The organism is Aquabacterium parvum (genome assembly GCF_001447195.1).
GTDB classification, from domain to species: Bacteria; Pseudomonadota; Gammaproteobacteria; order Burkholderiales; family Burkholderiaceae_C; genus Aquabacterium; species Aquabacterium parvum.
In genome coordinates, this window is record NZ_LFRI01000247.1 from 19,411 (window position 1) to 40,917 (window position 21,507).

The window sequence follows — 21,507 nt, forward strand, 5'->3', positions numbered from 1 at the left end:
GACGAGCGCGGCCCAGGTGTTGACATCGCTTAAGAACGGGCCAACAGTGAACCACTGCGGTGGTGGAGCGTGATACCCTGCCGGGTATGAGGTCCACCACCGTTTCACTTTGAGACTCAGAGTCTTTCCATGAGCGAATCCAACCCCCACCAGGATCCCGGCAAACGCGTCATCCCCATCCAGGCCGTCGGTGCGCGTGAAGAGATGGTCTCTCTCTACAAGAAGGGAGAGAAGGTTTACGCGCGCGAGGTCAAAGGCTGGTTCACGAAGTGGCGCTGGGCGCTTGTCTGGCTCACCCAGATCGTCTTTTACTGCACCCCCTGGCTGGTCTGGAACGACCGCCAGGCCGTGCTGTTCGACCTGACCACGCGGCGCTTTTACATGTTCAACCTGGTCCTGTATCCGCAGGACTTCATCTACCTGACCGCATTGCTCGTGATCTCGGCCTACGGGCTGTTCCTGTTCACGGCGGTGGCGGGGCGCTTGTGGTGCGGCTATGCCTGCCCGCAGTCGGTCTATACCGAGATCTTCATGTGGATGGAGCGCAAGATCGAAGGCGATCGCGTGCGCCGCATGAAGCTCGACAAGGCGCCCTGGAGCATCGACAAGGTCTGGCGCAAGACGGCCAAGCAGCTTGCCTGGATCACCTTTGCGCTGTGGACGGGCTACACCTTCGTTGGCTACTTCACGCCCATTCGTGTTCTCGCTGCAGAGGTCGTGGGGCTGAGCATGGGTCCGTGGGAGATCTTCTGGGTGCTTTTCTATGGCTTTGCCACCTATGGCAACGCCGGCTACATGCGCGAGCAGGTCTGCAAGTACATGTGCCCCTATGCGCGCTTTCAAAGCGCCATGTTCGATCGCGACACCTTGATCATCAGCTATGACACCAAGCGAGGAGAGCCGCGCGGTTCGCGCAAACGTGGCGCCGACGCCAAGGCCCTGAACCAGGGCGACTGCGTCGATTGCACCTTGTGCGTGCAGGTCTGCCCGGTGGGCATCGACATCCGCCAGGGCCTGCAATACGAGTGCATCGGTTGCGCGGCCTGCATCGACGTCTGCGACTCGGTCATGGACAAGGTGGGCTCACCCCGTGGGCTGATCCGCTACGCCACGCTCAACAGCATGGAAAACGGCTGGGGACGCAAGGAGATGTGGTCGCGCGTCACGCGCCCGCGCGTGCTCATCTACACGGCCATCCTGGCAGCCGTCGTCGTGGCGTTCCTCAGCAGCCTCTACAGCCGGCCACCGTTCCGAGTGGACATCGTGCGCGACCGAGGGACCCTGGCCCGCGTGGTCGATGAAGGCTTTGTCGAGAATGTTTACCGCGTGCAGATCATGAACGCCAGCGAGAACACGCAGCGTTACCGCGTCGGCGTGGAGCAGCTGTCTCAGCCCCTTGTCGATGGTGGGCAAGACCTGGTGCTCGGTCCCGCCGAGGCCCGCTGGGTGCCCATCGCCGTGAGGGTGTCCCCTGAGGCTGCAGCCCGCATGGGCTCGGGCGCTCACGGTGTGACCATCCTGGTCGAGCAGTTGCGACAGGGCAGCCAGCCCCAGGTCGATGTGAGAGAAAAATCCACCTTCATGGTGCCGCGCTGAGCGGCGCCTCAACCCAGAACCGATACCCGGAGCAACCATGTCCAACCCTGACACGCTCAATCCTGTCAGCAACCCGCCTTGGTGGAAGCTGCCCATCGTCTGGCTCGTGATCGGCGGCCCGGCGGTCGTGGTCGTGGCTTCGCTGTTCACCGTCGGCATCGCCGTCAAGCATGTCGATCCGGTGCTCGACACCTCCAAGGGGCACGTCAAGTCTGTGGTGGATACGCCAGCCGTGCAGGCGCGCAACCACGCTGCCTCGCCGTCTCAGCAGCCGGCTGATCGTTGATTCACCTCAAGGAGGTGCTTGGGGGCGACCCTTGGTCTCGGGGTAATTCCTCGTGGTGATGGCGCTTCGTCGTCGGAACATGAGCCTTGTGTGCGGTTTGCCTCAAGGAGATCTCAATGTCTCGCCGGTCCTTGCACCTCGCCCAGATCCTCTGGCCTGCTTTCCTGTTTGCGGGTGTTCTTGAAATGGTCGTGTTTGCGCTGGTCGATCCCACCGGCCTCACGATTGGCGGCTGGGCGCCCGATGCACGCACGGTCTACAGCCTGACGTTCTTCGTCTTCTGGGGACTGGTCGCCACAGCCTCGGGCATCAGTCACGTCATGATGCGTCAGCCTCGCAGTGTGACCCTGTCCAGGCGAGCGGCTCGCCGGCAAGCCCGTCGCGCCCTGGTCGTTCAGCACCAGCACTGAGTTCGGCCCAAACGAAACGGCCACCTGATCGGTGGCCGTTGTGCCTGACGCTTTGCCGCGTTCAGCAGCGCACGCTGTTGACCAGTGCGCGCAAACCAGCCTCGTCGGTGATGCGGATGTCGCGCTGCTTGACCTCCAGGAGGCCCTCTTCCTGGAACTTGGAGAAGGTGCGGCTGACGGTCTCGAGCTTGAGGCCCAGGTAGCTGCCGATTTCCTCGCGCGTCATGCGCAAAACCAGGGCCGAGGCCGAGAAGCCTCGCGCATGCAGGCGCTGGGTCAGGTTGAGCAGGAAGGCGGCCAGGCGCTCTTCGGCGCGCATGCTGCCCAACAGCAGCATCACGCCATGGTCGCGCACGATCTCGCGGCTCATGATCTTGTGGAACTGGTGCTGCAGGTCGGAGAACTCACGAGAGAGCTCCTCCAGTTGGCCATAGGGGATCACGCAGACCTGCGAGTCCTCGAGTGCAATGGCGTCGCAGGCGTGGCGGTCTGTGCTGATGCCATCGAGGCCCAGCAACTCGCCTGCCATCTGAAAGCCCGTGACCTGGTCGCGACCGTCTTCCGACGAGATGCGGGTTTTGAAAAAACCCGTGCGCACCGCGTAAACCGATTTGAAAGGGTCGCCCGTGTGAAAGAGGGCGTCTCCGCGCTTGACGGACTTGCGCGTGGCCACTAGCGTGTCGAGCTCGGTGAGCTGGGGCTGGCTCAGCCCCACGGGCAGGCACAGCTCCCGCAGGTTGCAGCTGGAGCAGGCGACTTTGAATGAATCGAGTTTCATGGGAATGACGGGCGAGGCCGTTGGGCCATTCGAGCCTGCGGGCTGGGCGCAGTTCGTGGTGGAACACGGCGTGTTTCCGGCCTGGGTCAGTTCGATCGATCGGGCGGTCTGGTTCAACATGAGCAACCTCAAACAATGCCTGGATTGTTGCCGGATTCCTGGTGCCGCCCTTGATCCAGGTCAACCCTGTTGGCGAGCACTTTGGCACATTCGGGTGAATGACTGAACAGGCCCTGCACCCACCGTCCGCCCCGTCCGAAACCCCAGTGGTTTCTCGGGAGACCTTGTCGCGTCTCGATGTCCAGGGGCCGCGCTATACATCCTATCCCACCGCAGACCGCTTCGTCGAGGCGCATGGGGCCGATCAGTATGTGCAGGCCCTGCGCCAGCGCGGACAGGGGGTGGGGGCGCTCACTGGCGGGGCCAGCGCGCTTTCACTGTACATCCACATCCCCTTCTGCGAATCGGTTTGCTATTACTGCGCCTGCAACAAGGTCATCACGCGCCACCATGAGCGCGCCGAGGCCTACCTGGCCGACCTGCGCGAGGAAATCCGCCTGGTGGCTGAGCAACTCGGCCCTGGCCAGACGGTGTCGCAACTGCACTTTGGCGGCGGCACGCCCACCTTCCTGAGCGACGACGAGCTTGCAGGATTGCTGGGCGCCTTGCGCAGCACCTTCCGCTTCGTGCCGGGAGGCGAGTACGCCATCGAAATCGACCCGCGCACCATCGACGTGACTCGCCTCAAGCGCCTGCATCAGATGGGTTTCAACCGCTTGAGCTTCGGCGTGCAAGACTTCGATCCCGAGGTCCAGAAGGCGGTGCACCGGGTGCAGCCGCACGACCAGGTCCGTGATTTGGTGCAGGCCGCGCGCGAGGAGGGCTTCGAGTCCCTCAACATGGACCTCATCTACGGCCTGCCCAAGCAGACACCGGAGGGCTTTGCGCGCACCCTGTCGCAAGTGGCCGCGTTGCGCCCCGATCGCATCGCGCTGTATGCCTACGCTCACCTGCCGCAGCGCTTCAAGCCGCAGCGGCGCATCGAGGTGGCCGACCTGCCCAGGGCGGAAGAGAAAGTGGGCATGCTGGCCTCGGCCATCGACGTGTTCGGACAGGCGGGCTACGACTACATCGGCATGGACCACTTCGCCCTGCACCACGACAGCCTGGCCGTGGCCAAGCGGCAAGGACGGCTGCACCGCAACTTCCAGGGCTACAGCACGCACCCCGACTGCGATCTCATCGGCTTGGGTGTCTCTGCCATCGGGCGGGTGGGCGCACACTACGTGCAGAACGCCAAGACGCTCGACGAGTACCACGATGCGCTCAAGCGGCATCAACTGCCCGTGGTGCGCGGCCTTGCGCTGTCGCGCGATGACCTCGTTCGCCGCGCGGTGATCATGGCCATCATGTGCCAGGGCAGGGTGGACTTCGAATCCATCGAGCTCGCCTACCTGCTCGATTTCAAGCAATACTTCGAGGCTGAATTGCACCTGCTGGAGCCGCTCGTCGAGTCGGGGCTGGTGAAGATGGAGTCGGATGGGATCCGTGTCACGCCGCTGGGATGGTATTTCGTGCGGGCGGTGGCCATGGTGTTCGATCGTCATCTGCAGGCCGACAAGGCCGTCGAACGCTTCTCCCGCATCATCTGACAGCGGCCGGAGGCGTTTGTGCTGACCAACCTGCTGGTCACCGCCTTCCTCATGGGCCTGGCGGGCATTCCCCATTGCACCGCGATGTGCGGTGCAGCCTGCGCCGCGGCGTTCCCCAGGGGCGTGTCTGCCTGGACATTGCTGGGGCGCGCGATGGGTTATGCCTGCCTGGGGGTGGTTGCGGCCACGGCAGCTGGCCTCGTGTCCCGCTGGGGTCAGCAGGTCGCGATGATCAAACCCCTGTGGATGATGGCGCAGTTGGCCATGGTGCTGCTGGGTGGTTTCATGCTGCTGCGTGGCGTCATCCCCGAGCGGGTGGATCAGGCCGGCAAGGGTCTTTATTTGCGCCTGCGGGCAAGCTGGCAGGCCCGCTCGGCAGGCTGGCCACAGGGGGTGCGAAAGGTCTGGCCACTGCTCGCCGGCCTGGCCTGGGCCTTGCTGCCGTGTGGTTTGCTTTACTCTGCCCTGATGGTGGCGGCGCTGGCCTCCCAGCCTTGGGAGGGGGGGCTGGTCATGCTGGTTTTTGCGCTCCCAAGTGCATTGGGTGTGTGGGCTGCGCCGGCCATGCTTCGTTGGCTCAAGGGGCGGGGCAGGCAAGGTGAGTTGGCCAGTGCGGGCGCGCCCGTGCCAGTCATCTGGATGCGTGCCGAGGGCTCGGTGGGAGAGGGTGCTGCCGCCATGCGTGTCCCCGCGCCTGCTGTGCTGAAGCCCGCCGAGGTGAGGCCGCCGGACGGGGCATCGACTTGGTCTGCACCAGCCTGGCTGGACCAGCAACTGGCGGTGCGCATCGCCGGTTTTGGCCTTGCCTCGATGGCCGCATGGGGCCTTTGGCACCAGCTCTGGGCGCAGTGGCAGGCGTGGTGCGCCTGATGTGTCGCAGGTTTGCGCCGAATCACGCTGAATTACCCGCCATCAGCGGGAAACCAGGGTGCTGGCGGCGCCCCTGATTCAGGTGGTCGCGTAGAATCCGTTCACACGTTGCCGACATCCATGGCAATGTTTTTCACGGAAACGCCAAACGCGGAGACCACAGTCATGTATCAGCACATCAAGGTGCCCGAAGGTGGGCAGAAGATCACGGTCAACCCGGACTTCTCGCTCAACGTCCCGAACAACCCCATCATTCCCTACATCGAAGGGGATGGCACTGGTTTCGACATCACGCCCGTGATGATCAAGGTGGTCGATGCGGCTGTGGCCAAGTCGTATGGTGGTCAGCGCAAGATCCACTGGATGGAAATCTACGCCGGTGAGAAGTCCACCCGCGTGTACGGCCCCGATGTCTGGCTGCCCGAAGAGACGCTGACGGTCCTCAAGGACTACGTCGTGTCCATCAAGGGCCCGCTGACCACTCCCGTTGGCGGCGGCATCCGCTCGCTGAACGTGGCCCTGCGTCAGGAACTCGACCTCTACGTCTGCCTGCGCCCCGTGACCTATTTCAAGGGCGTGCCTTCCCCCGTGAAGGAGCCCGAAAAGATCGACATGGTGATCTTCCGCGAGAACTCGGAAGACATCTACGCCGGCATCGAATTCGAAGCCCAGAGCGACAAGGCCAAGAAGCTGATCAACTTCCTGCAGACCGAATTCGGCGTCAAGAAGATCCGCTTCCCCGAGACCTCCGGCATCGGCATCAAGCCCGTGTCCAAGGAGGGCACCGAGCGCCTGGTGCGCAAGGCCCTGCAGTACGCCATCGACAATGACAAGCCGAGCGTGACCATCGTCCACAAGGGCAACATCATGAAGTACACCGAAGGTGGCTTCCGTGACTGGTCGTACGCCTTGGCCCAGAAGGAATTCGGCGCCGAGCTGATCGACGGCGGCCCATGGTGCAAGTTCAAGAACCCCAAGACGGGCAAGGACATCATCGTCAAGGACGCCATCGCCGACGCCTTCCTGCAGCAGATCCTGCTGCGCCCGGCCGAGTACAGCGTGATCGCCACGCTGAACCTCAACGGCGACTACATCTCTGACGCGCTGGCCGCTCAGGTCGGTGGCATCGGCATCGCCCCCGGTGCCAACCTGTCGGACAGCGTGGCCATGTTCGAAGCCACCCACGGCACGGCGCCGAAGTACGCTGGCAAGGACTACGTGAACCCCGGTTCCGAAATCCTGTCGGCCGAAATGATGCTGCGCCACATGGGCTGGACCGAAGCGGCTGACTTGGTCATCACCGCGATGAACAAGGCCATCCAGAGCAAGAAGGTCACCTATGACTTCGCTCGCCTGATGGACGGCGCCACCCAGGTGTCGTGCTCGGGCTTTGGTCAGGTGATGATCGACCAGATGTGATCAGTAAGCGGCGGCCGATGATCGGTCGCGCCCATGAAAACGGCCCGCCTGATGGCGGGCCGTTTTCATTCACTGGCAGCTTCCTTTTCCAAGGAGGCCGAACCCGGGGCTGTGGGCGTGAGGCGATCCTGCGACGCCCCAAGGTCTCCAGGGCAGTCCAGTGTTCAGTGGGGCAGGCTGTGCCCGGCTGAAGACTGCTCCAGAAAATGCAGATCGCCGATGGCGTCAGCGACCAGCTCACCGCTTTGCGGCAAGGGCTGGATGTTCTGAGCGAGCATGCCTTTGGGGCCCGCGACCAGCTCATAGCTGACCTTGGAGCCTTGTTTCAAGGTGCGAAATCCGTCCATCTGGATGGCGGAAAAATGAGCGAAAACGTCACCGCCGCCCTGATCGGGTTCGATGAATCCGAAACCTTTTGCGTCGTTGAACCATTTGACAGTGCCGGTGGCCATGCTGTCCCTCCAAGTTAGTTTGTGACGATTTTCACGTTGTGCGCTCGGCGCTGTCAAGCGCAGAAATGCCCGGTATTGAATCGAGTCGCCCATATTTGACCGACTTGAGGCGAGGTCTGGCGAGGGCTCCGGTGAGCTTGTGACAGACTGTCGCGATCTGTCATAGGAGGGGGTTCCCGGTCAGGCGGCGGTTTGTGTCGATTGAAACAATTGCAAGCGCGCCTGGATGGGTGTGGTGCTCGCGAGAAAAGTGCGGTCTCAGCCGTGAATTTCCTGACCTTGAACCGGGGTAGGAGACCCCAAGATGACATGGCATGAGCAAGACGCCTCCTCTAGAATGGATTCATGACATTGAGGTTGAATCCACAACTGGCCACCGGGCCGCAAGGACCTGCCGAAGACGGGCAGGGGTCGGTTGTCGCCGAGAAACAGGCGTTGGCCCTCGAGCCTCCGCGCCTGTACCAGGTCGTCATGCTCAACGACGATTTCACGCCCATGGAGTTCGTGGTGTTCGTGCTTCAGGAGCACTTTCACCATGACATCGACGCGGCCACGCAAATCATGCTGAAAATCCACCACGAAGGCCGTGGTGTGTGCGGCGTCTTCACGAAGGACGTCGCGGCCACGAAGGTCGAACTTGTTCTTGCCGCCGCCCGCCAGGCCGGGCATCCCCTGCAGTGCATCCTGGAGACCGCATGATTGCGCAAGAGTTGGAAGTGAGTCTGCACATGGCCTTCGTCGAGGCCCGACAGCAACGCCACGAGTTCATCACCGTGGAACACCTGCTGTTGGCGCTGATCGACAACCCCTCTGCTTCCGAGGTGTTGAAGGCCTGCGCCGCGAACCTGGATGAGCTCCGCAAGAACCTCGACCAGTTCGTTCGCGACAACACGCCCACGGTTGGTGGCACCGACGAGGTCGACACGCAACCCACGCTGGGCTTTCAGCGCGTCATCCAGCGGGCGATCATGCACGTGCAATCTTCCGGCAGCGGCAAGAAGGAAGTCACCGGTGCGAACGTGCTGGTGGCGATCTTCGGCGAAAAGGATTCTCACGCCGTGTATTACCTGCACCAGCAGGGCGTCACGCGCTTGGACGTGGTGAACTTCATTGCTCACGGCATCCGCAAGGCCGACCCGCCGGAGGCTGCCAAGCAGGCGTCCGAGCAAAGTCCTGCCGAGGCCGAAAAGGAAGAGGCCGAAGGCAAAGCCTCGCCCTTGGAGCAGTACACCCAAAACCTCAACCAGATGGCCCGCGACGGCAAGATCGACCCGCTCATCGGTCGTGACACCGAGGTCGAGCGCGTGATCCAGGTGCTGTGCCGCCGCCGCAAGAACAACCCGCTGCTGGTGGGTGAAGCGGGCGTGGGCAAGACCGCCATCGCCGAGGGCCTGGCCTGGCGCATCACGCAAAACGATGTGCCCGATGTGCTGGCCGATGCCGAGGTCTATGCCCTGGACATGGGGGCTCTGCTGGCAGGCACCAAGTACCGCGGTGACTTCGAGCAGCGCCTCAAGGCCGTCATCAAGCAGCTCAAGGAGCAGCCGGGTGCCGTGCTGTTCATTGACGAAATCCACACCTTGATTGGCGCTGGCGCGGCTTCGGGCGGCACGCTGGATGCCTCCAACTTGCTCAAGCCCGCACTGAGCTCTGGCCAGCTCAAGTGCATCGGCGCGACCACGTTCACCGAGTACCGCGGCATCTTCGAGAAGGACGCGGCGCTGTCGCGGCGTTTCCAGAAGGTCGAGGTGGCCGAGCCTTCGGTCGAGCAGACCATCGAGATCCTCAAGGGTTTGAAGTCGCGCTTCGAAGAGCACCACAGCGTGAAGTACGCGCTGGGTGCCTTGCAGGCCGCGGCCGAGCTGTCGGCCAAGTTCATCAACGACCGTCACCTGCCGGACAAGGCCATCGACGTGATCGATGAAGCCGGTGCCGCGCAGCGCATCCTGCCCAAGAGCAAGCAGAAGAAGACCATCACGCGGGCCGAGGTCGAAGAGATCGTGGCCAAGATCGCGCGCGTGCCTTCGACCAGCGTGTCCAACGACGACCGCAGCAAGCTCAAGACGCTGGACCGCGACCTCAAGAGCGTGGTGTTCGGCCAGGACAACGCCATCGACGCCCTGGCTGCGGCCATCAAGATGGCTCGCTCGGGCCTGGGCAAGCCGGACAAGCCGATCGGCTCCTTCCTGTTCAGCGGGCCCACCGGTGTTGGCAAGACGGAAGTCGCCAAGCAACTGGCCTACATCCTGGGCATCGAGCTGATCCGCTTCGACATGTCCGAGTACATGGAGCGCCATGCGGTCAGCCGACTGATCGGTGCGCCCCCGGGCTACGTGGGCTTTGACCAGGGTGGTCTGCTGACCGAGGCCGTGAGCAAGAAGCCGCATTGCGTGCTGCTGCTTGACGAAATCGAAAAGGCCCACCCGGACGTCTTCAACATCCTGCTGCAGGTCATGGACCACGGCACGTTGACGGACAACAACGGTCGCAAGGCCGACTTCCGCAACGTGCTGATCATCATGACGACCAACGCAGGCGCCGAGACGCTGCAGAAGTCGACCATCGGTTTCACCAACCCGCGCGAGCTGGGCGACGAGATGGCCGACATCAAGCGCATGTTCACGCCCGAGTTCCGCAACCGCCTGGACGCCATCGTCGGCTTCAAGCCGCTGGACGAGGAAGTCATCCTGCGCGTGGTCGACAAGTTCCTGCTGCAGCTCGAAAGCCAGTTGGCCGAGAAGAAGGTCGAGGTCACCTTCACCGATGCGCTGCGTCGTCACCTGGCCAAGCGCGGCTTCGATCCGCTCATGGGTGCCCGCCCGATGCAGCGCCTGATTCAGGACACGATCCGCAAGGCGCTGGCCGACGAGTTGCTGTTCGGTGGCTTGGTCGACGGTGGCCGCCTGACGGTGGACATCGTGGACAACGACAAGGGCGAGCCTGAGGTGAAGCTGGACATCCAGCCGAACAAGAAGAGCGATCGCACCAAGCCCGAGGCAGCCACGGCCGAGTGAGGCATTCGGCGCGGGCCCTGTTGATCAGGTCGCCAGCCGGGCACAAGAAAAGGGCCTGCAGACGCAGGCCCTTTTTGCTTGGGCGTGGCCTGCGCTCGAGGTCGCTCTAGGCCTTGTTGGCGCAGGTCTCGTTGGCCGTTGGTGTCAGGCCAAAGCGATCCGTTGCAGCCCACTGGCTTGCCAGCGCAGGACTTCAGCTCGCGGGTGCCCATGGTCAAGGTCCCAGTCGGACAGCACGTGGCGCACGTGGCCCGCGAAAGGCTGGCTCCCGGGGCGGTGCGTGTGGCCGTGGATGAGCATGTCGCAGCCCGATGCGTTCAGCCAGGCGGCTGCGCTTGTTTCATCGACATCGGCGTACAAGGCCTGTTCGCTGGCCTGCTGATGGGCTTGGCTGGCAGCTCGCATCTGCCGGGCCTGTTCCAGCCTCGCCGCCAGCGGGTTGGCCAGGAAGGCTTGTTGCCAGGCGGGCTGGCGCACCTGGGCGCGGAATGCGAGGTACTTGCTGTCGGCCAGGCAGAGCTCGTCGCCGTGAATCAGCAAGGCGTGCTGGCCGAACGCGTGCAGCATGGTCGGGTCCGGCAAGGGGTGGGCCCCGCAGTCGCGCAGGAAGGCTTCGCCCAGCAGGAAGTCGCGGTTGCCGACCATGATGCCCAGCCAGCGTTGGCTGGCGAATTCGCGCAGCAAGCCCAGGCAGCGGGCCTCGCAGGGCTCGTTGCGCATGTCGTCGCCCACCCAGGCTTCGAACAGGTCGCCCAGGATGAACAGGGCGTCTGCGGGGGTCTCGGACAGGAAGCACTCAAGCGCCGCCGTGGTGTTCGGCAGGCCGTCGTGCAGGTGGATGTCGGAGATGAAATCAATGCACCGCCACGAGGGCGGTGCTTGCAGGGGGTGGGCGCCGGGGAAGGCAGGCTTCCCCATGGCTTCAGACCTCGGTGGCCTGGGTGATGACAACGTCTTCCAGGGGCACGTCGTCGTGGAAGCCCTTGCGGCCGGTCTTGACCTTCTCGATGGCGTCGATCACCTCGGTGCCGGCCACGACCTTGCCGAAGACGGCGTAGCCCCAGCCCTGCGGCGACTCGGACTTGAAGTTCAGGAAGTCGTTGTTGGTGGCGTTGATGAAGAACTGGGCCGATGCCGAGTGGGGCGCGCTGGTGCGGGCCATGGCGATGGTGTACTTGTCGTTCTTCAGGCCGTTGTTGGCTTCATTCTGGATCTCGCCCTGGGTGGGCTTTTGCTTCAGACCAGGCTCGAAGCCGCCACCCTGGACCATGAAGCCCTTGATGACGCGGTGAAACACGGTGCCGTTGTAGTGGCCGGCATTGACGTAGTTCAGGAAGTTGGCGACGGTGATGGGCGCCTTGGCTTCATCGAGTTCCAGGCGGATGACGCCGGCGGTGGTCTGCAGTTCAACGGTCTTGGTCATGGTGATCACTTCTCGATGGTGGCTTTGGTGATGACGACGGCTTGCACAGGCACGTCGCCATGGGGAGGTTTGGTGGTGGTGGGCACCTTGCGGATTTTGTCGACCACGTCCATGCCCTCGACGACCTTGCCGAACACGGCGTAGCCGTTGCCGTCCGGCGAGCGGGCGGCGTCCAGGAAGGCATTGTCCTTCACGTTGATGAAGAACTGGGCGGTGGCCGAGTCGGGCACGCTGGTGCGGGCCATGGCGACGGTGCCGCGGGTGTTGCTCAGGCCATTGCGGCTCTCCAGCGGGATGGGCGCGCGCGTGGTTTTTTCCTTCATGTCGGGCGTCATGCCGCCGCCCTGGATCATGAAGCCGTCGATCACGCGGTGAAAGACGGTGCCGTTGTAGTGGCCAGCCTTGACGTACTCGACGAAGTTGGCGACCGTCTTGGGCGCCTTGGCAGCCTCGAGCTGCAAAACGATGTCGCCTTGATTGGTGCTCAGGCGAACGTTCTGGGCTTGTGCGCCCAGGGCCAGCAGGGCGGTGGCAGATGCCACCAGCAGTGTGCGAATCGTCATCCAATCACTCCTTCGTAGAAGATTTTCCAGAGGCCGCCTTCCTTGCCCCAGTATTGACGCTTGATGGCGCCGGTTCGTTGACCTTCGGCCACTTCTCCGAAGGTGACCACGAGCACATCGCTCTGGTCGCGCCAGCCCAGGATGGAGACATCCTTGAGTTGCAACTCGCGACCACGGGTCTGTTGCACGTCGCGCTCGATCATCTGGCGCCATTGGCTCAGGTCTTTGCCGCCATTCGAGAACTGGGTCGAGTAAAACGCCATGAGACGGTTGATGTCTCCACTGGCGCGCGCAGTGCGCCACCCCTCGAGCAAATTGCCGAGGCTGCGGCGTTCGGGCTCTTTGACCGCAGGGCTGACCCATTGCAGGCTGCGTGCGATGACCACCGGGGTGTTGCGTGGCTGGACCCGATCGATGATGGATTGCAGCTCAGGGTTGGCCAGCACCACGCATCCGTCGGTGCTTTGCGGGCTGCGCGCGTAGTTCTCGGTGGGCACACCATGCAGCCAGATGCCGCTGCCGGTGCGGCCCAGTCGTCGGTCGTACTCGTTGGGGTAGTTCAGGGTGAGGGCCCCCACACCATAGAAGTCGGTCAGCTGGCGGCCTTCGAGTCGGCTGGTGATGAAGTAAACCCCCAGCGGCGTGCGCTGATCACCTTCGATGCGTTTGTCCGAGCCGAGTTTGCCAATGGAGGCGTAGTGGTCGGCCACCAGCTGAAGGCCCTTGGGGCCGTTTTCGAACAGGTACAGCCGCGAGCGGCTGGCATCCACCGCGATGGCGTGCCGGGTGGTCGGGGGCAGGGTGATGAACTGCGTGGGCAAGGTGCCGGGGGGCGGGCGCTCGCGCAGAGCGGCCAAGCGCTTTTCTGCCTCCTGGCGAAGTTGATCGAGGCGCTGGGGGGCCTTGGCCGCGATGTCGCCCGGAGCCAAGCCCATGCTGGGCAGCGCCCGTGTCTGGGCGAGCAGGAGGTCGCCATAGACCAGTTGGGCCAGCTGGAAGTTGGGCACGTCTCGAACGAGGGCTTCGGCCTGCTCCAGGGCTTGCCTGCCCTGACCGCTGCCAATCAGGCGGTAGATGTCGAGCAGGCGGGCCTCGGCTGCCAGCCCTGCCGATGAACTCAGCGCGCCTGATTCTGGTGGCAGGGAGGCGCGGCTGAACTGTGCGCGGTTCGACGCGTTGGCCAATGGCAGGGCCATGGCGCCAGCGGCGACGCCGCCCACCAGCGCGCTCTGACGGTTGCGCTCGGCGCGTCGATTCGGCGTGCTGGCATCGGCCTGGCGAGACTTGGCTGACTTGCGGTCCTTGAGCTGTCTCGCGTCGGCCTTGCGTGAATCGAGCTTGCGCTGCGCTGCGCGCTCGCTCGCCTGGTTCTTCTTCAACCGGCTCGAGGCCGCGGCGCGCCCCTTGTCTGACTGGGCCTGAGCCGCAGGCGCATGCAGGCCCAGCAGGCCGATCGACACAAGCAGGGCGGTCAGCCAGGAAAGGAAAAGGCCGCCCCTGCAGAGGGGCGGTGCGCCAGGATCACGGGGCATGTCAGGAACCGGTGCTTTCCTTCACGATCACCCAGTTGCCACCATTGCGAACCAGGTCCAGCCGCTTGCCGCTGCCGACGCTGAGGTTGTCGGCCTTGTACTCCTGGCGGAACTGGGCGGTTGCCTTGTTGCCGTTGACGGAGACCTTCAAGCCGGAGACCTTGACGGAGATGCTGCGCTTGCCGGTGATGCGTTCGCGACGCTCTTGCTCCCAGGCCTTGCGTGACTTGCCGCCATCGAAGTCTTTTGCGTAGGCGGCAAAGTAGTCGCCCATGTCCTTGCGGCTCCAGGCTTCGGCCCAGGCGCGCACGGCGGAGGCGACATCGCGCTCAGCTGCGGAATCCTCGGATTCTTGCTTGGACGGGGCGGGAGCTGGCGCAGGTGCCGGCACAGGTGCGGGGGCCGGCGCCGGTGCGGGCTTGGCAGCTTGAGCGGGCGCTGGTGCCGGAGCCGGCGTCGGGGCAGGTGCCGGAGCCGGTTTGGCCACCGGTGCAGGTGCTGGCGCGGGTGTCGGTGTGGCGGCTGCCACGGCGATCTGGTTGCGCTCCTTGGGGAACAGGTCGCGGATCATGGCCAGCTTGGGTGCAACGGCCGACCGAGTGTCGATTTGCAGCGCCTTGGAATAGGCCTGGCTGGCCAGCTTGGCGTAAACATCACCCAGGTTTTCGTACGCGGTGGCGTAACTGGGGTTGGTGCGGATCGCCATTTCCAGGGCGTTGCGCGCCTTGTCGTACTGACCTTGCTGCGCGTACAGCACCGCCAGGTTGTTGAAGGGCTCGGGCAGTTCCGGGTAGTCCTCGGTGAGCTTCGTGAAGGCGGTGATGGCTTCGGGCGCACGACCTGCCTGGGACAGGCTGATGCCTCGCAGGAAGCGCATCATCGGGTCGCGCGGTTTGGCGGTCAGGAATTGATCGGCCTTTTGCAGGGCTTCGGCGTTCTTGCCGGCGGCCAGCAGCTTCTGCACGTCGGAGACGTCGTCGGCCTGCGCACCCATCACCGTCAAAGACAGCGCGGCGGCGGCGATGCAGCGAGCCGCGATGGCGGTCAGGCGGGTTCCGATGTGAAGCACTTCAGTCTGCATGGATGGTGGTGTCAGAAGAGGTTGTTCGGGCTGGACAGGAACACATGGGACCGCTGGCTCGGGCCATCCACCGTCGCGGCGTGGTCGCTCCCGTGGGCTCCAGCCGTGAAGGATAACAGCCACCGTCACATGAAAAGCGGCGGTCTGACCCGCAGTTCGGGCCTTGTTGTGGCCCGGCCGCTATACTCGGCAAATTGTATCTGAGCGTCGCCTCGGGCCACACCGCGCTCTGCCGGTGGCCGGTGTGCCGCGCAGGCCGTGCCTGCAAGCCTGGCGCCTCCACCTGACCCGCCTCTGGCGTCCCTGCCACGGGGCCGGTCCTGATCCATTCATTCCCCATGAGCCTGCGTCTTTTCAACAGCCTGTCGCGACAGGTCGAAGCTTTTGTCCCCATGACGCCGGGGCAGGTCCGCATGTATGTGTGCGGGATGACCATCTACGACCTTTGTCACGTTGGCCACGCTCGCATGATGATGGCGTTCGACGTGGTGCAGCGCTGGCTCAAGGCCAGTGGCTACGAGGTCACCTACGTGCGCAACATCACCGACATCGATGACAAGATCATCCGTCGTGCGGTCGAGCGTGGCATCACCATCCGACAGCTCACGGACGAAATGACGAAGGCGATGCACGAAGACATCGCCGCGCTGGGCATCGAGCCGCCCACGCACGAGCCGCGTGCCACCGAATACGTCGGGCAGATGCTCGACCTGATCGGCAAGCTCGAAGCCAACGGTCTGGCTTACCGTGCTTCGAACGGCGACGTGAACTACGCGGTGCGCAAGTTCCCCGGTTACGGCAAGCTCTCGGGCAAGAGCCTGGACCAACTGCGTGCGGGCGAGCGCGTGGCCGTGGACGATGGCAAGCAAGACCCTCTGGACTTCGTGCTGTGGAAGTCGGCCAAGCCGGAAGAGCCGGCCGATGCCAAGTACGAGTCTGGCTACGGTCCCGGACGGCCGGGCTGGCACATCGAGTGCTCGGCCATGAGCTGCAGCCTGCTCGGTGAGCAGTTCGACATCCACGGCGGTGGCCTGGACTTGCAGTTCCCTCACCACGAAAACGAGATCGCGCAGAGCGAAGGCGCCTCAGGCAAACGTTTCGTCAACTACTGGCTGCACAACGGCTTCGTCAACGTCGACAACGTCAAGATGTCGAAGTCGCTTGGCAATTTCTTCACCATCCGCGACGTGCTCAAGCACTTCGACGGTGAAGCCCTGCGCTTTTTCATGCTGCGCACGCAGTACCGCAGCCCATTCAACTTCAGCGACGCGGGCATCGATGACGCTCGCAACGGCTTGCGGCGCCTGTACACGGCACTCGAAGGCCTGGAAGTGGGCCAGGTGGGCCTGGGCGACATCGATTGGGCACACCCGCAGGCGGCGCGCTTCAAGGCGGCCATGGACGAGGACCTGAACACGCCGATGGCCTTGTCGGTGCTCTTCGACCTGGCTGCCGAGCTCAATCGCTCGCGCTCGCTCGACGTTGCGCGTCTGCTCAAGGCCCTGGCTTCGGTGCTGGGCGTGCTGCAGCAGGCGCCTCAGGCGTACCTGCAAGCGGGCTCCAGCGCCGGCGCCCCGGACGCAGCGGCCATCGAGGCCTTGATACAGGCCCGAGCCGACGCCAAAAAGGCGCGCAATTTCGCCGAGGCCGATCGCATCCGCGACGACCTGGCGGCCCAGGGCATCGTGCTCAAGGATGGCCCGCAGGGCACGACCTGGGTGAGCGCCTGATGCCCGGCGCCTCCAAAGTCAGCCCTCGCAGCGGGGCGGCAAGTCCCTCTTCGGTGCCTGAACTGGTGACGCCTGCCTACTGGCAAGACGCCTGCAAACACCTGAGCAAGCGCGACCGTGTCATGCGCAAGCTGATCGCCGACCACGGCTCGGCCGGGCTGCAGAGCCGAGGCGATGCGTTCACGACCCTGGCGCGTTCCATCGTCGGTCAGCAAATTTCGGTCAAGGCTGCGCAGTCCGTCTGGGAGCGCCTGGTGGTGGTGCTGGGCGGCAGCGCCGAGGCCCACCGCGAGCCGCTGTCGCCGTTGAACATGTTGAGCAAGACCACCGACGAGCTGCGTCAGGCTGGGCTGTCGGCCCGCAAGGTCGAATACATGCTCGACCTGGCTCGGCATTTCGCCGAAGGCCGGGTGCATGTGGCACAGTGGCAGGAAATGGAAGATGAGCTGATCATCGAGGAGCTCATCGACATCCGTGGCATCGGCCGCTGGACGGCCGAGATGTTCCTGATTTTCCACCTGATGCGACCGAATGTGCTGCCCCTGGACGACCTGGGGCTCATCAAGGGCATCAGCCAGAGTTATTTCAGTGGCGAGCCGGTTTCGCGCGCAGAAGCGCGGGACGTGGCCGAAGCCTGGTCGCCTTACCGCACGGTGGGCACCTGGTATCTGTGGCGCAGCCTTGACCCGCTGCCCGTGGCGTACTGACGGGTGATCCTCGTCTTTGCGCCCTCTAGAAGGACCTCACCATGAGCAAGCGACACTTCCTGGAGTTCGAACAACCGATCTCCGAGCTGGAATCCAAGATCGACGAACTGCGTTACGTGCAGAGCGAGTCTGCTGTCGACATTTCCGAAGAAATCGACCGACTGAGCAAGAAGAGCACCCAGCTCACCAAGGACATCTACGCCAACCTGACGCCGTGGCAGGTCACGCAGATCGCTCGGCACCCGCAGCGTCCCTACACGCTGGACTATGTCAACGAGCTGTTCACCGACTTCCAGGAGATGCATGGTGATCGCCATTTCGCCGACGACCTGTCCATCGTGGGTGGCTTGGCGCGATTCAATGGCCAGCCCTGCATGGTCATGGGGCATCAAAAGGGCCGTGACACCAAGGAGCGCGCTGCGCGCAACTTCGGCATGTCGCGCCCTGAGGGCTACCGCAAGGCCCTGCGCCTGATGGAAACCGCCCAGAAGTTCAACCTGCCGGTGTTCACCTTCGTGGACACGCCGGGCGCTTACCCCGGCATCGGTGCCGAAGAGCGCAACCAATCTGAAGCAATTGGCCGCAACATTTTCGAGATGGCGCGCCTGGAGGTGCCCATCATCACCACCATCATCGGTGAAGGCGGCTCTGGCGGTGCGCTGGCCATCAGCGTGGCCGACCAAGTGTTGATGATGCAGTACTCGGTGTACTCGGTGATCTCGCCCGAGGGCTGCGCTTCCATCCTCTGGAAGACCGCCGACAAGGCCTCCGATGCCGCTGAAGCGCTCGGCATCACGGCGCACCGCCTCAAGGCGCTGGGCCTGATCGACAAGATCATCTCGGAGCCTGTGGGTGGCGCTCACCGCGATCACAAGCAGGCCTGTGCCAACCTCAAGCGTGCGCTCAACGACGCCTACCGCCAGGTTGCCGACCTGAAGGTCAAGGACCTGCTGCAGGCCCGCTACGAGCGCCTGCAGGCCATGGGCCGCTTCAACGACACCACCGAGCACTGATCGCTCGGGCCGAGCCAGCGAACCAAGGCCTGCCGATGCCAGCCCTGGCGGTGGCCTACAGCTGCGGGCGCGACTCGACGGCTTTGCTGCACGTCACGGCGCGCGCCGCTGCGCAGGTGCCGGGCATGCACGTTTTTGCCCTGCACGTGCATCACGGGCTCAGCCCCCATGCCGACGCATGGCTGGCGCACGCCGAAGCGACCTGCCGCCAATGGGCCGATCAAGGCCTGCCGGTGAGCCTGCTGAGTCGCCGTGTGTCGATCTCCCTTGATGCGGGCCTCAGCGTGGAGGCCGAGGCGCGCAGGCTGCGGCATGAGGCCCTGGTCGACATGGCCCGCGAGGCGGGTGTGGACCTGTTGCTGCTGGCCCAGCACCGGCGCGACCAGGCCGAAACCTTCTTGCTGCAGGCCCTGCGTGGCGGCGGCGTGGCCGGCCTGGCCTCGATGCCCAAAGATGACTGGCGCGATGGCGTGCGCTGGGTTCGGCCTTGGTTGGACCTGCCGCGAGAGGCCGTCGAGGCCTATGCCCTGCAGCACGACCTTCGCTTCGTCGATGACGAAAGCAACGGCGATCGACGCTTTGCCCGCAACCGGTTGCGGCTTGACGTCTGGCCGGCCTTGCTGGCGGCCTTTCCGGATGCTGAGGTGACCCTGACTCAATCTGCCGCGCGCGTGGCCGATGCCTTGCCTGCCTTGCGCGCCTGGCAGGCCGATGCCTTGCAGCGCTGGGGCGGTGAGGCCGAATCGGGTGCCCTGAACGCGGTGGCTTGGTCTGCCATGCCGGATGCCGAGAGGCGGCAGGTGCTGCTGGCTTGGTTGGGGCAGCATGGCGTGGGCGGCGCCAGTTGGATCGATCGGTTGAGCCACGAGGTGCCCAGGGCGTTGGCGGGGCAGGGCAGCGCCCGATGGCCCGAATTGGGCGTTTCGCTCTACCGGGGCGTGCTGCGCTGTGTGCCCGATGGTGGTGAGGCTGGGGGGGCTCCTGGCGAAACGGATGGGTTCGCGCCCAGGCCTGCGGTGGTGCTGAGCATCGATCGCCCTGGGGACTGGCCGGTGCCTGGCTGGCGAGGTTGCCTGCGGGTCGAAGAGGTCTCTCATGGCGGCGTGGCGCCACAGCGCCTTCAAAGTGGACTGCAGGCCCGTGCGCGCTCGGGCGGCGAAGGCTTTCAGATGGGGGCAGGACGCCCGGTGCGTGACCTCAAGCGCCAGTTTCAATCCGCCGGGGTGCCAGCCTGGGCCCGCTCGGCGCCGCTGTTTTTTTCGGGCGAGTCTCTGGTTTTTGTGCCCGGGCTGGGTGTGGATGGGCGCTTCCAGGCGCCTCGAGGGGTGCTGCAATGGGGCTTGCGCTGGCTGCCTGACGCGTGAAATGCCCGCGAGGGCGCCTGTCTCGCGTTAAAATCGCGGGTTCGACCGTGCGTCGGGATTTCAAAGCGGGCTTTTTGCAGGATGTGCGCCAGCATGTCGGCATGACAGCCCCACGCGCACGGTGGCATCACCAACCTCTGACATGGCACTGATCGTTCACAAATACGGCGGCACGTCGATGGGCTCGACCGAGCGCATCCGCAACGTGGCCAAGCGCGTGGCCAAGTGGGTGCGGGCGGGTCACCAAATCGTGGTCGTGCCCTCGGCCATGAGCGGCGAGACCAACCGACTGCTGGGCCTGGCCAAAGAACTCTCCGACCGCGCCAACCCGCGCGAGCTCGACATGATCGCCTCGACTGGCGAGCAGGTCTCCGTGGGCCTGCTGTCGATCGCGCTGCAGGCCGAAGGCATGGACGCCGTCAGCTACGCAGGCTGGCAGGTGCCCGTGAAGACCAACTCGGCCTTCACCAAGGCCCGCATCGAGAGCATCGACGACGCCCGCGTGCGCGCCGACCTCAATGCCGGCAAGGTGGTGATCGTCACGGGCTTTCAGGGTGTTGACCCGAACGGCCACATCACCACCCTGGGCCGTGGCGGCTCCGACACCTCGGCCGTGGCCATCGCCGCGGCGCTCAAGGCCGACGAATGCCTGATCTACACCGACGTGGACGGCATCTACACCACCGACCCGCGCGTGGTGCCTGAGGCGCGCCGCATGAAGTCCATCAGCTTCGAAGAGATGCTGGAGATGGCTTCGCTGGGCTCGAAGGTGCTGCAGATCCGCTCGGTTGAATTCGCCGGCAAGTACCGCGTGCCGACCCGCGTGCTCTCCAGCTTCACCCCCTGGGACATCGACCTGGAAGAAGAAGCCAAGTCGGGCACGCTCATCAGTTTTGAGGAAGACGAGAACATGGAACAAGCCGTTGTTTCCGGCATCGCGTTCAGCCGCGACGAAGCCAAGATCACCGTGGTCGGCGTGCCCGACACCCCCGGCATCGCCTACCAGATCGTGGGCAAGGTCGCCGAGGCCAACATCGACGTGGACGTCATCATCCAGAACGTCTCGCACGACGGCAAGACGGACTTTTCGTTCACCGTGCCGCGCGGTGATTACGCCAAGGCGCTGGAGCTGCTGCAAACGGACGTGCAGCCCAAGCTGGGTGCTCGTGAAATCGTGGGCGACCCGAAGATCTGCAAGGTCTCGATCGTGGGCATCGGCATGCGCAGCCACGTGGGCATCGCCTCGACCATGTTCAAGACGCTGTCCGACGAAGGCATCAACATCCAGATGATCACCACCTCGGAGATCAAGACTTCCGTCGTCATCGACGAGAAGTACATGGAGCTGGCCGTTCGCGCGCTGCACAAGGCGTTTGGCCTGGACGAAGCCAAGGCTTGATCGGTTGATCACACGCTGTGTTCGTGCGGCGTGTGTTTTGTTCAACACGCCGATGAGCTCAGGTTTTCTGGGCTAGAATCCGCGCTGTTGTTGGAGACGTGGCCGAGTGGTCGAAGGTACTCCCCTGCTAAGGGAGCATACGCCAAAAGCGTATCGAGGGTTCGAATCCCTCCGTCTCCGCCAAAACAAGAGCGCCCCTGATTCGTCAGGGGCGTTTT

General features: G+C 64.1%; 20 protein-coding genes and 1 tRNA gene. 14 read left to right on the plus strand and 7 right to left on the minus strand.

The genetic code is table 11. The annotated features are described in order from the left end of the window. Window positions 1-129 precede the first annotated feature (129 nt). From ccoG to ABG80_RS09485, 3 genes are all read left to right on the plus strand, one after another. Window positions 130-1,596, plus strand: a complete 1,467-nt coding sequence (gene ccoG, locus ABG80_RS09475) for a cytochrome c oxidase accessory protein CcoG (protein ID WP_083505970.1) — start codon at window positions 130-132, stop codon at window positions 1,594-1,596. 37 nt (window positions 1,597-1,633) lie between these two features. Then, window positions 1,634-1,882: a hypothetical protein gene (locus ABG80_RS09480; RefSeq protein ID WP_058087471.1), complete on the plus strand. Its 249-nt coding sequence runs from the start codon at window positions 1,634-1,636 to the stop codon at window positions 1,880-1,882. 116 nt (window positions 1,883-1,998) lie between these two features. Continuing rightward, window positions 1,999-2,292 (plus strand): hypothetical protein, encoded by a 294-nt coding sequence (locus tag ABG80_RS09485; RefSeq protein ID WP_058087472.1) that lies wholly within the window; start codon window positions 1,999-2,001, stop codon window positions 2,290-2,292. A gap of 61 nt (window positions 2,293-2,353) precedes the next feature. Here ABG80_RS09485 and fnr read toward each other — a convergent pair whose 3' ends face one another. After that, complete coding sequence (fnr, locus tag ABG80_RS09490) at window positions 2,354-3,070, minus strand: fumarate/nitrate reduction transcriptional regulator Fnr (RefSeq protein WP_058087492.1); 717 nt, start codon at window positions 3,068-3,070, stop codon at window positions 2,354-2,356. Between the two features lie 218 nt (window positions 3,071-3,288). Between fnr and hemN the strand changes: the two genes are divergently transcribed. From hemN to icd, 3 genes are all read left to right on the plus strand, one after another. Continuing rightward, on the plus strand, window positions 3,289-4,722 hold the full coding sequence (hemN, locus tag ABG80_RS09495; protein ID WP_058087473.1) for an oxygen-independent coproporphyrinogen III oxidase: 1,434 nt from the start codon (window positions 3,289-3,291) through the stop codon (window positions 4,720-4,722). An 18-nt stretch (window positions 4,723-4,740) separates the two neighbouring features. After that, window positions 4,741-5,592 carry a sulfite exporter TauE/SafE family protein gene (locus ABG80_RS09500; protein ID WP_058087474.1) on the plus strand — a complete coding sequence of 284 codons (852 nt, stop codon included), beginning with the start codon at window positions 4,741-4,743 and terminating at the stop codon, window positions 5,590-5,592. A 165-nt stretch (window positions 5,593-5,757) separates the two neighbouring features. Then, a complete protein-coding gene (icd, locus tag ABG80_RS09505; protein ID WP_058087493.1) occupies window positions 5,758-7,011 on the plus strand; it encodes an NADP-dependent isocitrate dehydrogenase in 1,254 nt (417 codons plus the stop codon). Between the two features lie 164 nt (window positions 7,012-7,175). Here icd and ABG80_RS09510 read toward each other — a convergent pair whose 3' ends face one another. Beyond that, the gene (locus ABG80_RS09510; RefSeq protein WP_083505971.1) at window positions 7,176-7,463 is read right to left on the minus strand and encodes a cold-shock protein; all 288 of its coding nucleotides are present in this window, start codon (window positions 7,461-7,463) and stop codon (window positions 7,176-7,178) included. Window positions 7,464-7,808: 345 nt separating this feature from the next. On the opposite strand from ABG80_RS09510, the gene clpS reads away from it, so the two are divergent. Then, window positions 7,809-8,162: an ATP-dependent Clp protease adapter ClpS gene (clpS, locus tag ABG80_RS09515; protein ID WP_058087475.1), complete on the plus strand. Its 354-nt coding sequence runs from the start codon at window positions 7,809-7,811 to the stop codon at window positions 8,160-8,162. Further along, window positions 8,159-10,477: an ATP-dependent Clp protease ATP-binding subunit ClpA gene (clpA, locus tag ABG80_RS09520; protein ID WP_058087476.1), complete on the plus strand. Its 2,319-nt coding sequence runs from the start codon at window positions 8,159-8,161 to the stop codon at window positions 10,475-10,477. Before clpS ends, clpA begins: the two co-directional genes overlap by 4 nt. A 144-nt stretch (window positions 10,478-10,621) precedes the next feature. Here the strand turns inward: clpA and ABG80_RS09525 are convergent, their stop codons facing one another. From ABG80_RS09525 to ABG80_RS09545, 5 genes are read right to left on the minus strand one after another with little or no spacing between them, the layout of a single operon-like run. Beyond that, on the minus strand, window positions 10,622-11,395 hold the full coding sequence (locus tag ABG80_RS09525) for a UDP-2,3-diacylglucosamine diphosphatase (protein WP_058087477.1): 774 nt from the start codon (window positions 11,393-11,395) through the stop codon (window positions 10,622-10,624). Between the two features lie 4 nt (window positions 11,396-11,399). Beyond that, complete coding sequence (locus ABG80_RS09530) at window positions 11,400-11,900, minus strand: peptidylprolyl isomerase (RefSeq protein WP_058087494.1); 501 nt, start codon at window positions 11,898-11,900, stop codon at window positions 11,400-11,402. A 5-nt stretch (window positions 11,901-11,905) separates the two neighbouring features. Continuing rightward, the gene (locus ABG80_RS09535; protein WP_058087478.1) at window positions 11,906-12,463 is read right to left on the minus strand and encodes a peptidylprolyl isomerase; all 558 of its coding nucleotides are present in this window, start codon (window positions 12,461-12,463) and stop codon (window positions 11,906-11,908) included. Further along, complete coding sequence (locus tag ABG80_RS09540; protein WP_235513808.1) at window positions 12,460-13,995, minus strand: L,D-transpeptidase family protein; 1,536 nt, start codon at window positions 13,993-13,995, stop codon at window positions 12,460-12,462. Before ABG80_RS09540 ends, ABG80_RS09535 begins: the two co-directional genes overlap by 4 nt. A gap of 1 nt (window position 13,996) precedes the next feature. After that, window positions 13,997-15,076 carry a tetratricopeptide repeat protein gene (locus tag ABG80_RS09545; RefSeq protein WP_058087479.1) on the minus strand — a complete coding sequence of 360 codons (1,080 nt, stop codon included), beginning with the start codon at window positions 15,074-15,076 and terminating at the stop codon, window positions 13,997-13,999. Between the two features lie 338 nt (window positions 15,077-15,414). Between ABG80_RS09545 and cysS the strand changes: the two genes are divergently transcribed. From cysS to ABG80_RS09575, 6 genes are all read left to right on the plus strand, one after another. After that, window positions 15,415-16,806, plus strand: a complete 1,392-nt coding sequence (gene cysS / locus ABG80_RS09550; protein ID WP_058087480.1) for a cysteine--tRNA ligase — start codon at window positions 15,415-15,417, stop codon at window positions 16,804-16,806. Then, the gene (locus ABG80_RS09555) at window positions 16,806-17,513 is read left to right on the plus strand and encodes a DNA-3-methyladenine glycosylase family protein (protein ID WP_058087481.1); all 708 of its coding nucleotides are present in this window, start codon (window positions 16,806-16,808) and stop codon (window positions 17,511-17,513) included. Before cysS ends, ABG80_RS09555 begins: the two co-directional genes overlap by 1 nt. 41 nt (window positions 17,514-17,554) lie before the next feature. Beyond that, window positions 17,555-18,526: an acetyl-CoA carboxylase carboxyltransferase subunit alpha gene (locus ABG80_RS09560; RefSeq protein ID WP_058087482.1), complete on the plus strand. Its 972-nt coding sequence runs from the start codon at window positions 17,555-17,557 to the stop codon at window positions 18,524-18,526. Window positions 18,527-18,561: 35 nt separating this feature from the next. Next, window positions 18,562-19,890: a tRNA lysidine(34) synthetase TilS gene (tilS, locus tag ABG80_RS09565; RefSeq protein WP_058087483.1), complete on the plus strand. Its 1,329-nt coding sequence runs from the start codon at window positions 18,562-18,564 to the stop codon at window positions 19,888-19,890. 142 nt (window positions 19,891-20,032) lie between these two features. Continuing rightward, the gene (locus tag ABG80_RS09570; protein WP_058087484.1) at window positions 20,033-21,289 is read left to right on the plus strand and encodes an aspartate kinase; all 1,257 of its coding nucleotides are present in this window, start codon (window positions 20,033-20,035) and stop codon (window positions 21,287-21,289) included. 92 nt (window positions 21,290-21,381) lie between these two features. Beyond that, a tRNA-Ser gene (locus ABG80_RS09575) sits at window positions 21,382-21,472 on the plus strand. Window positions 21,473-21,507 lie beyond the last annotated feature (35 nt).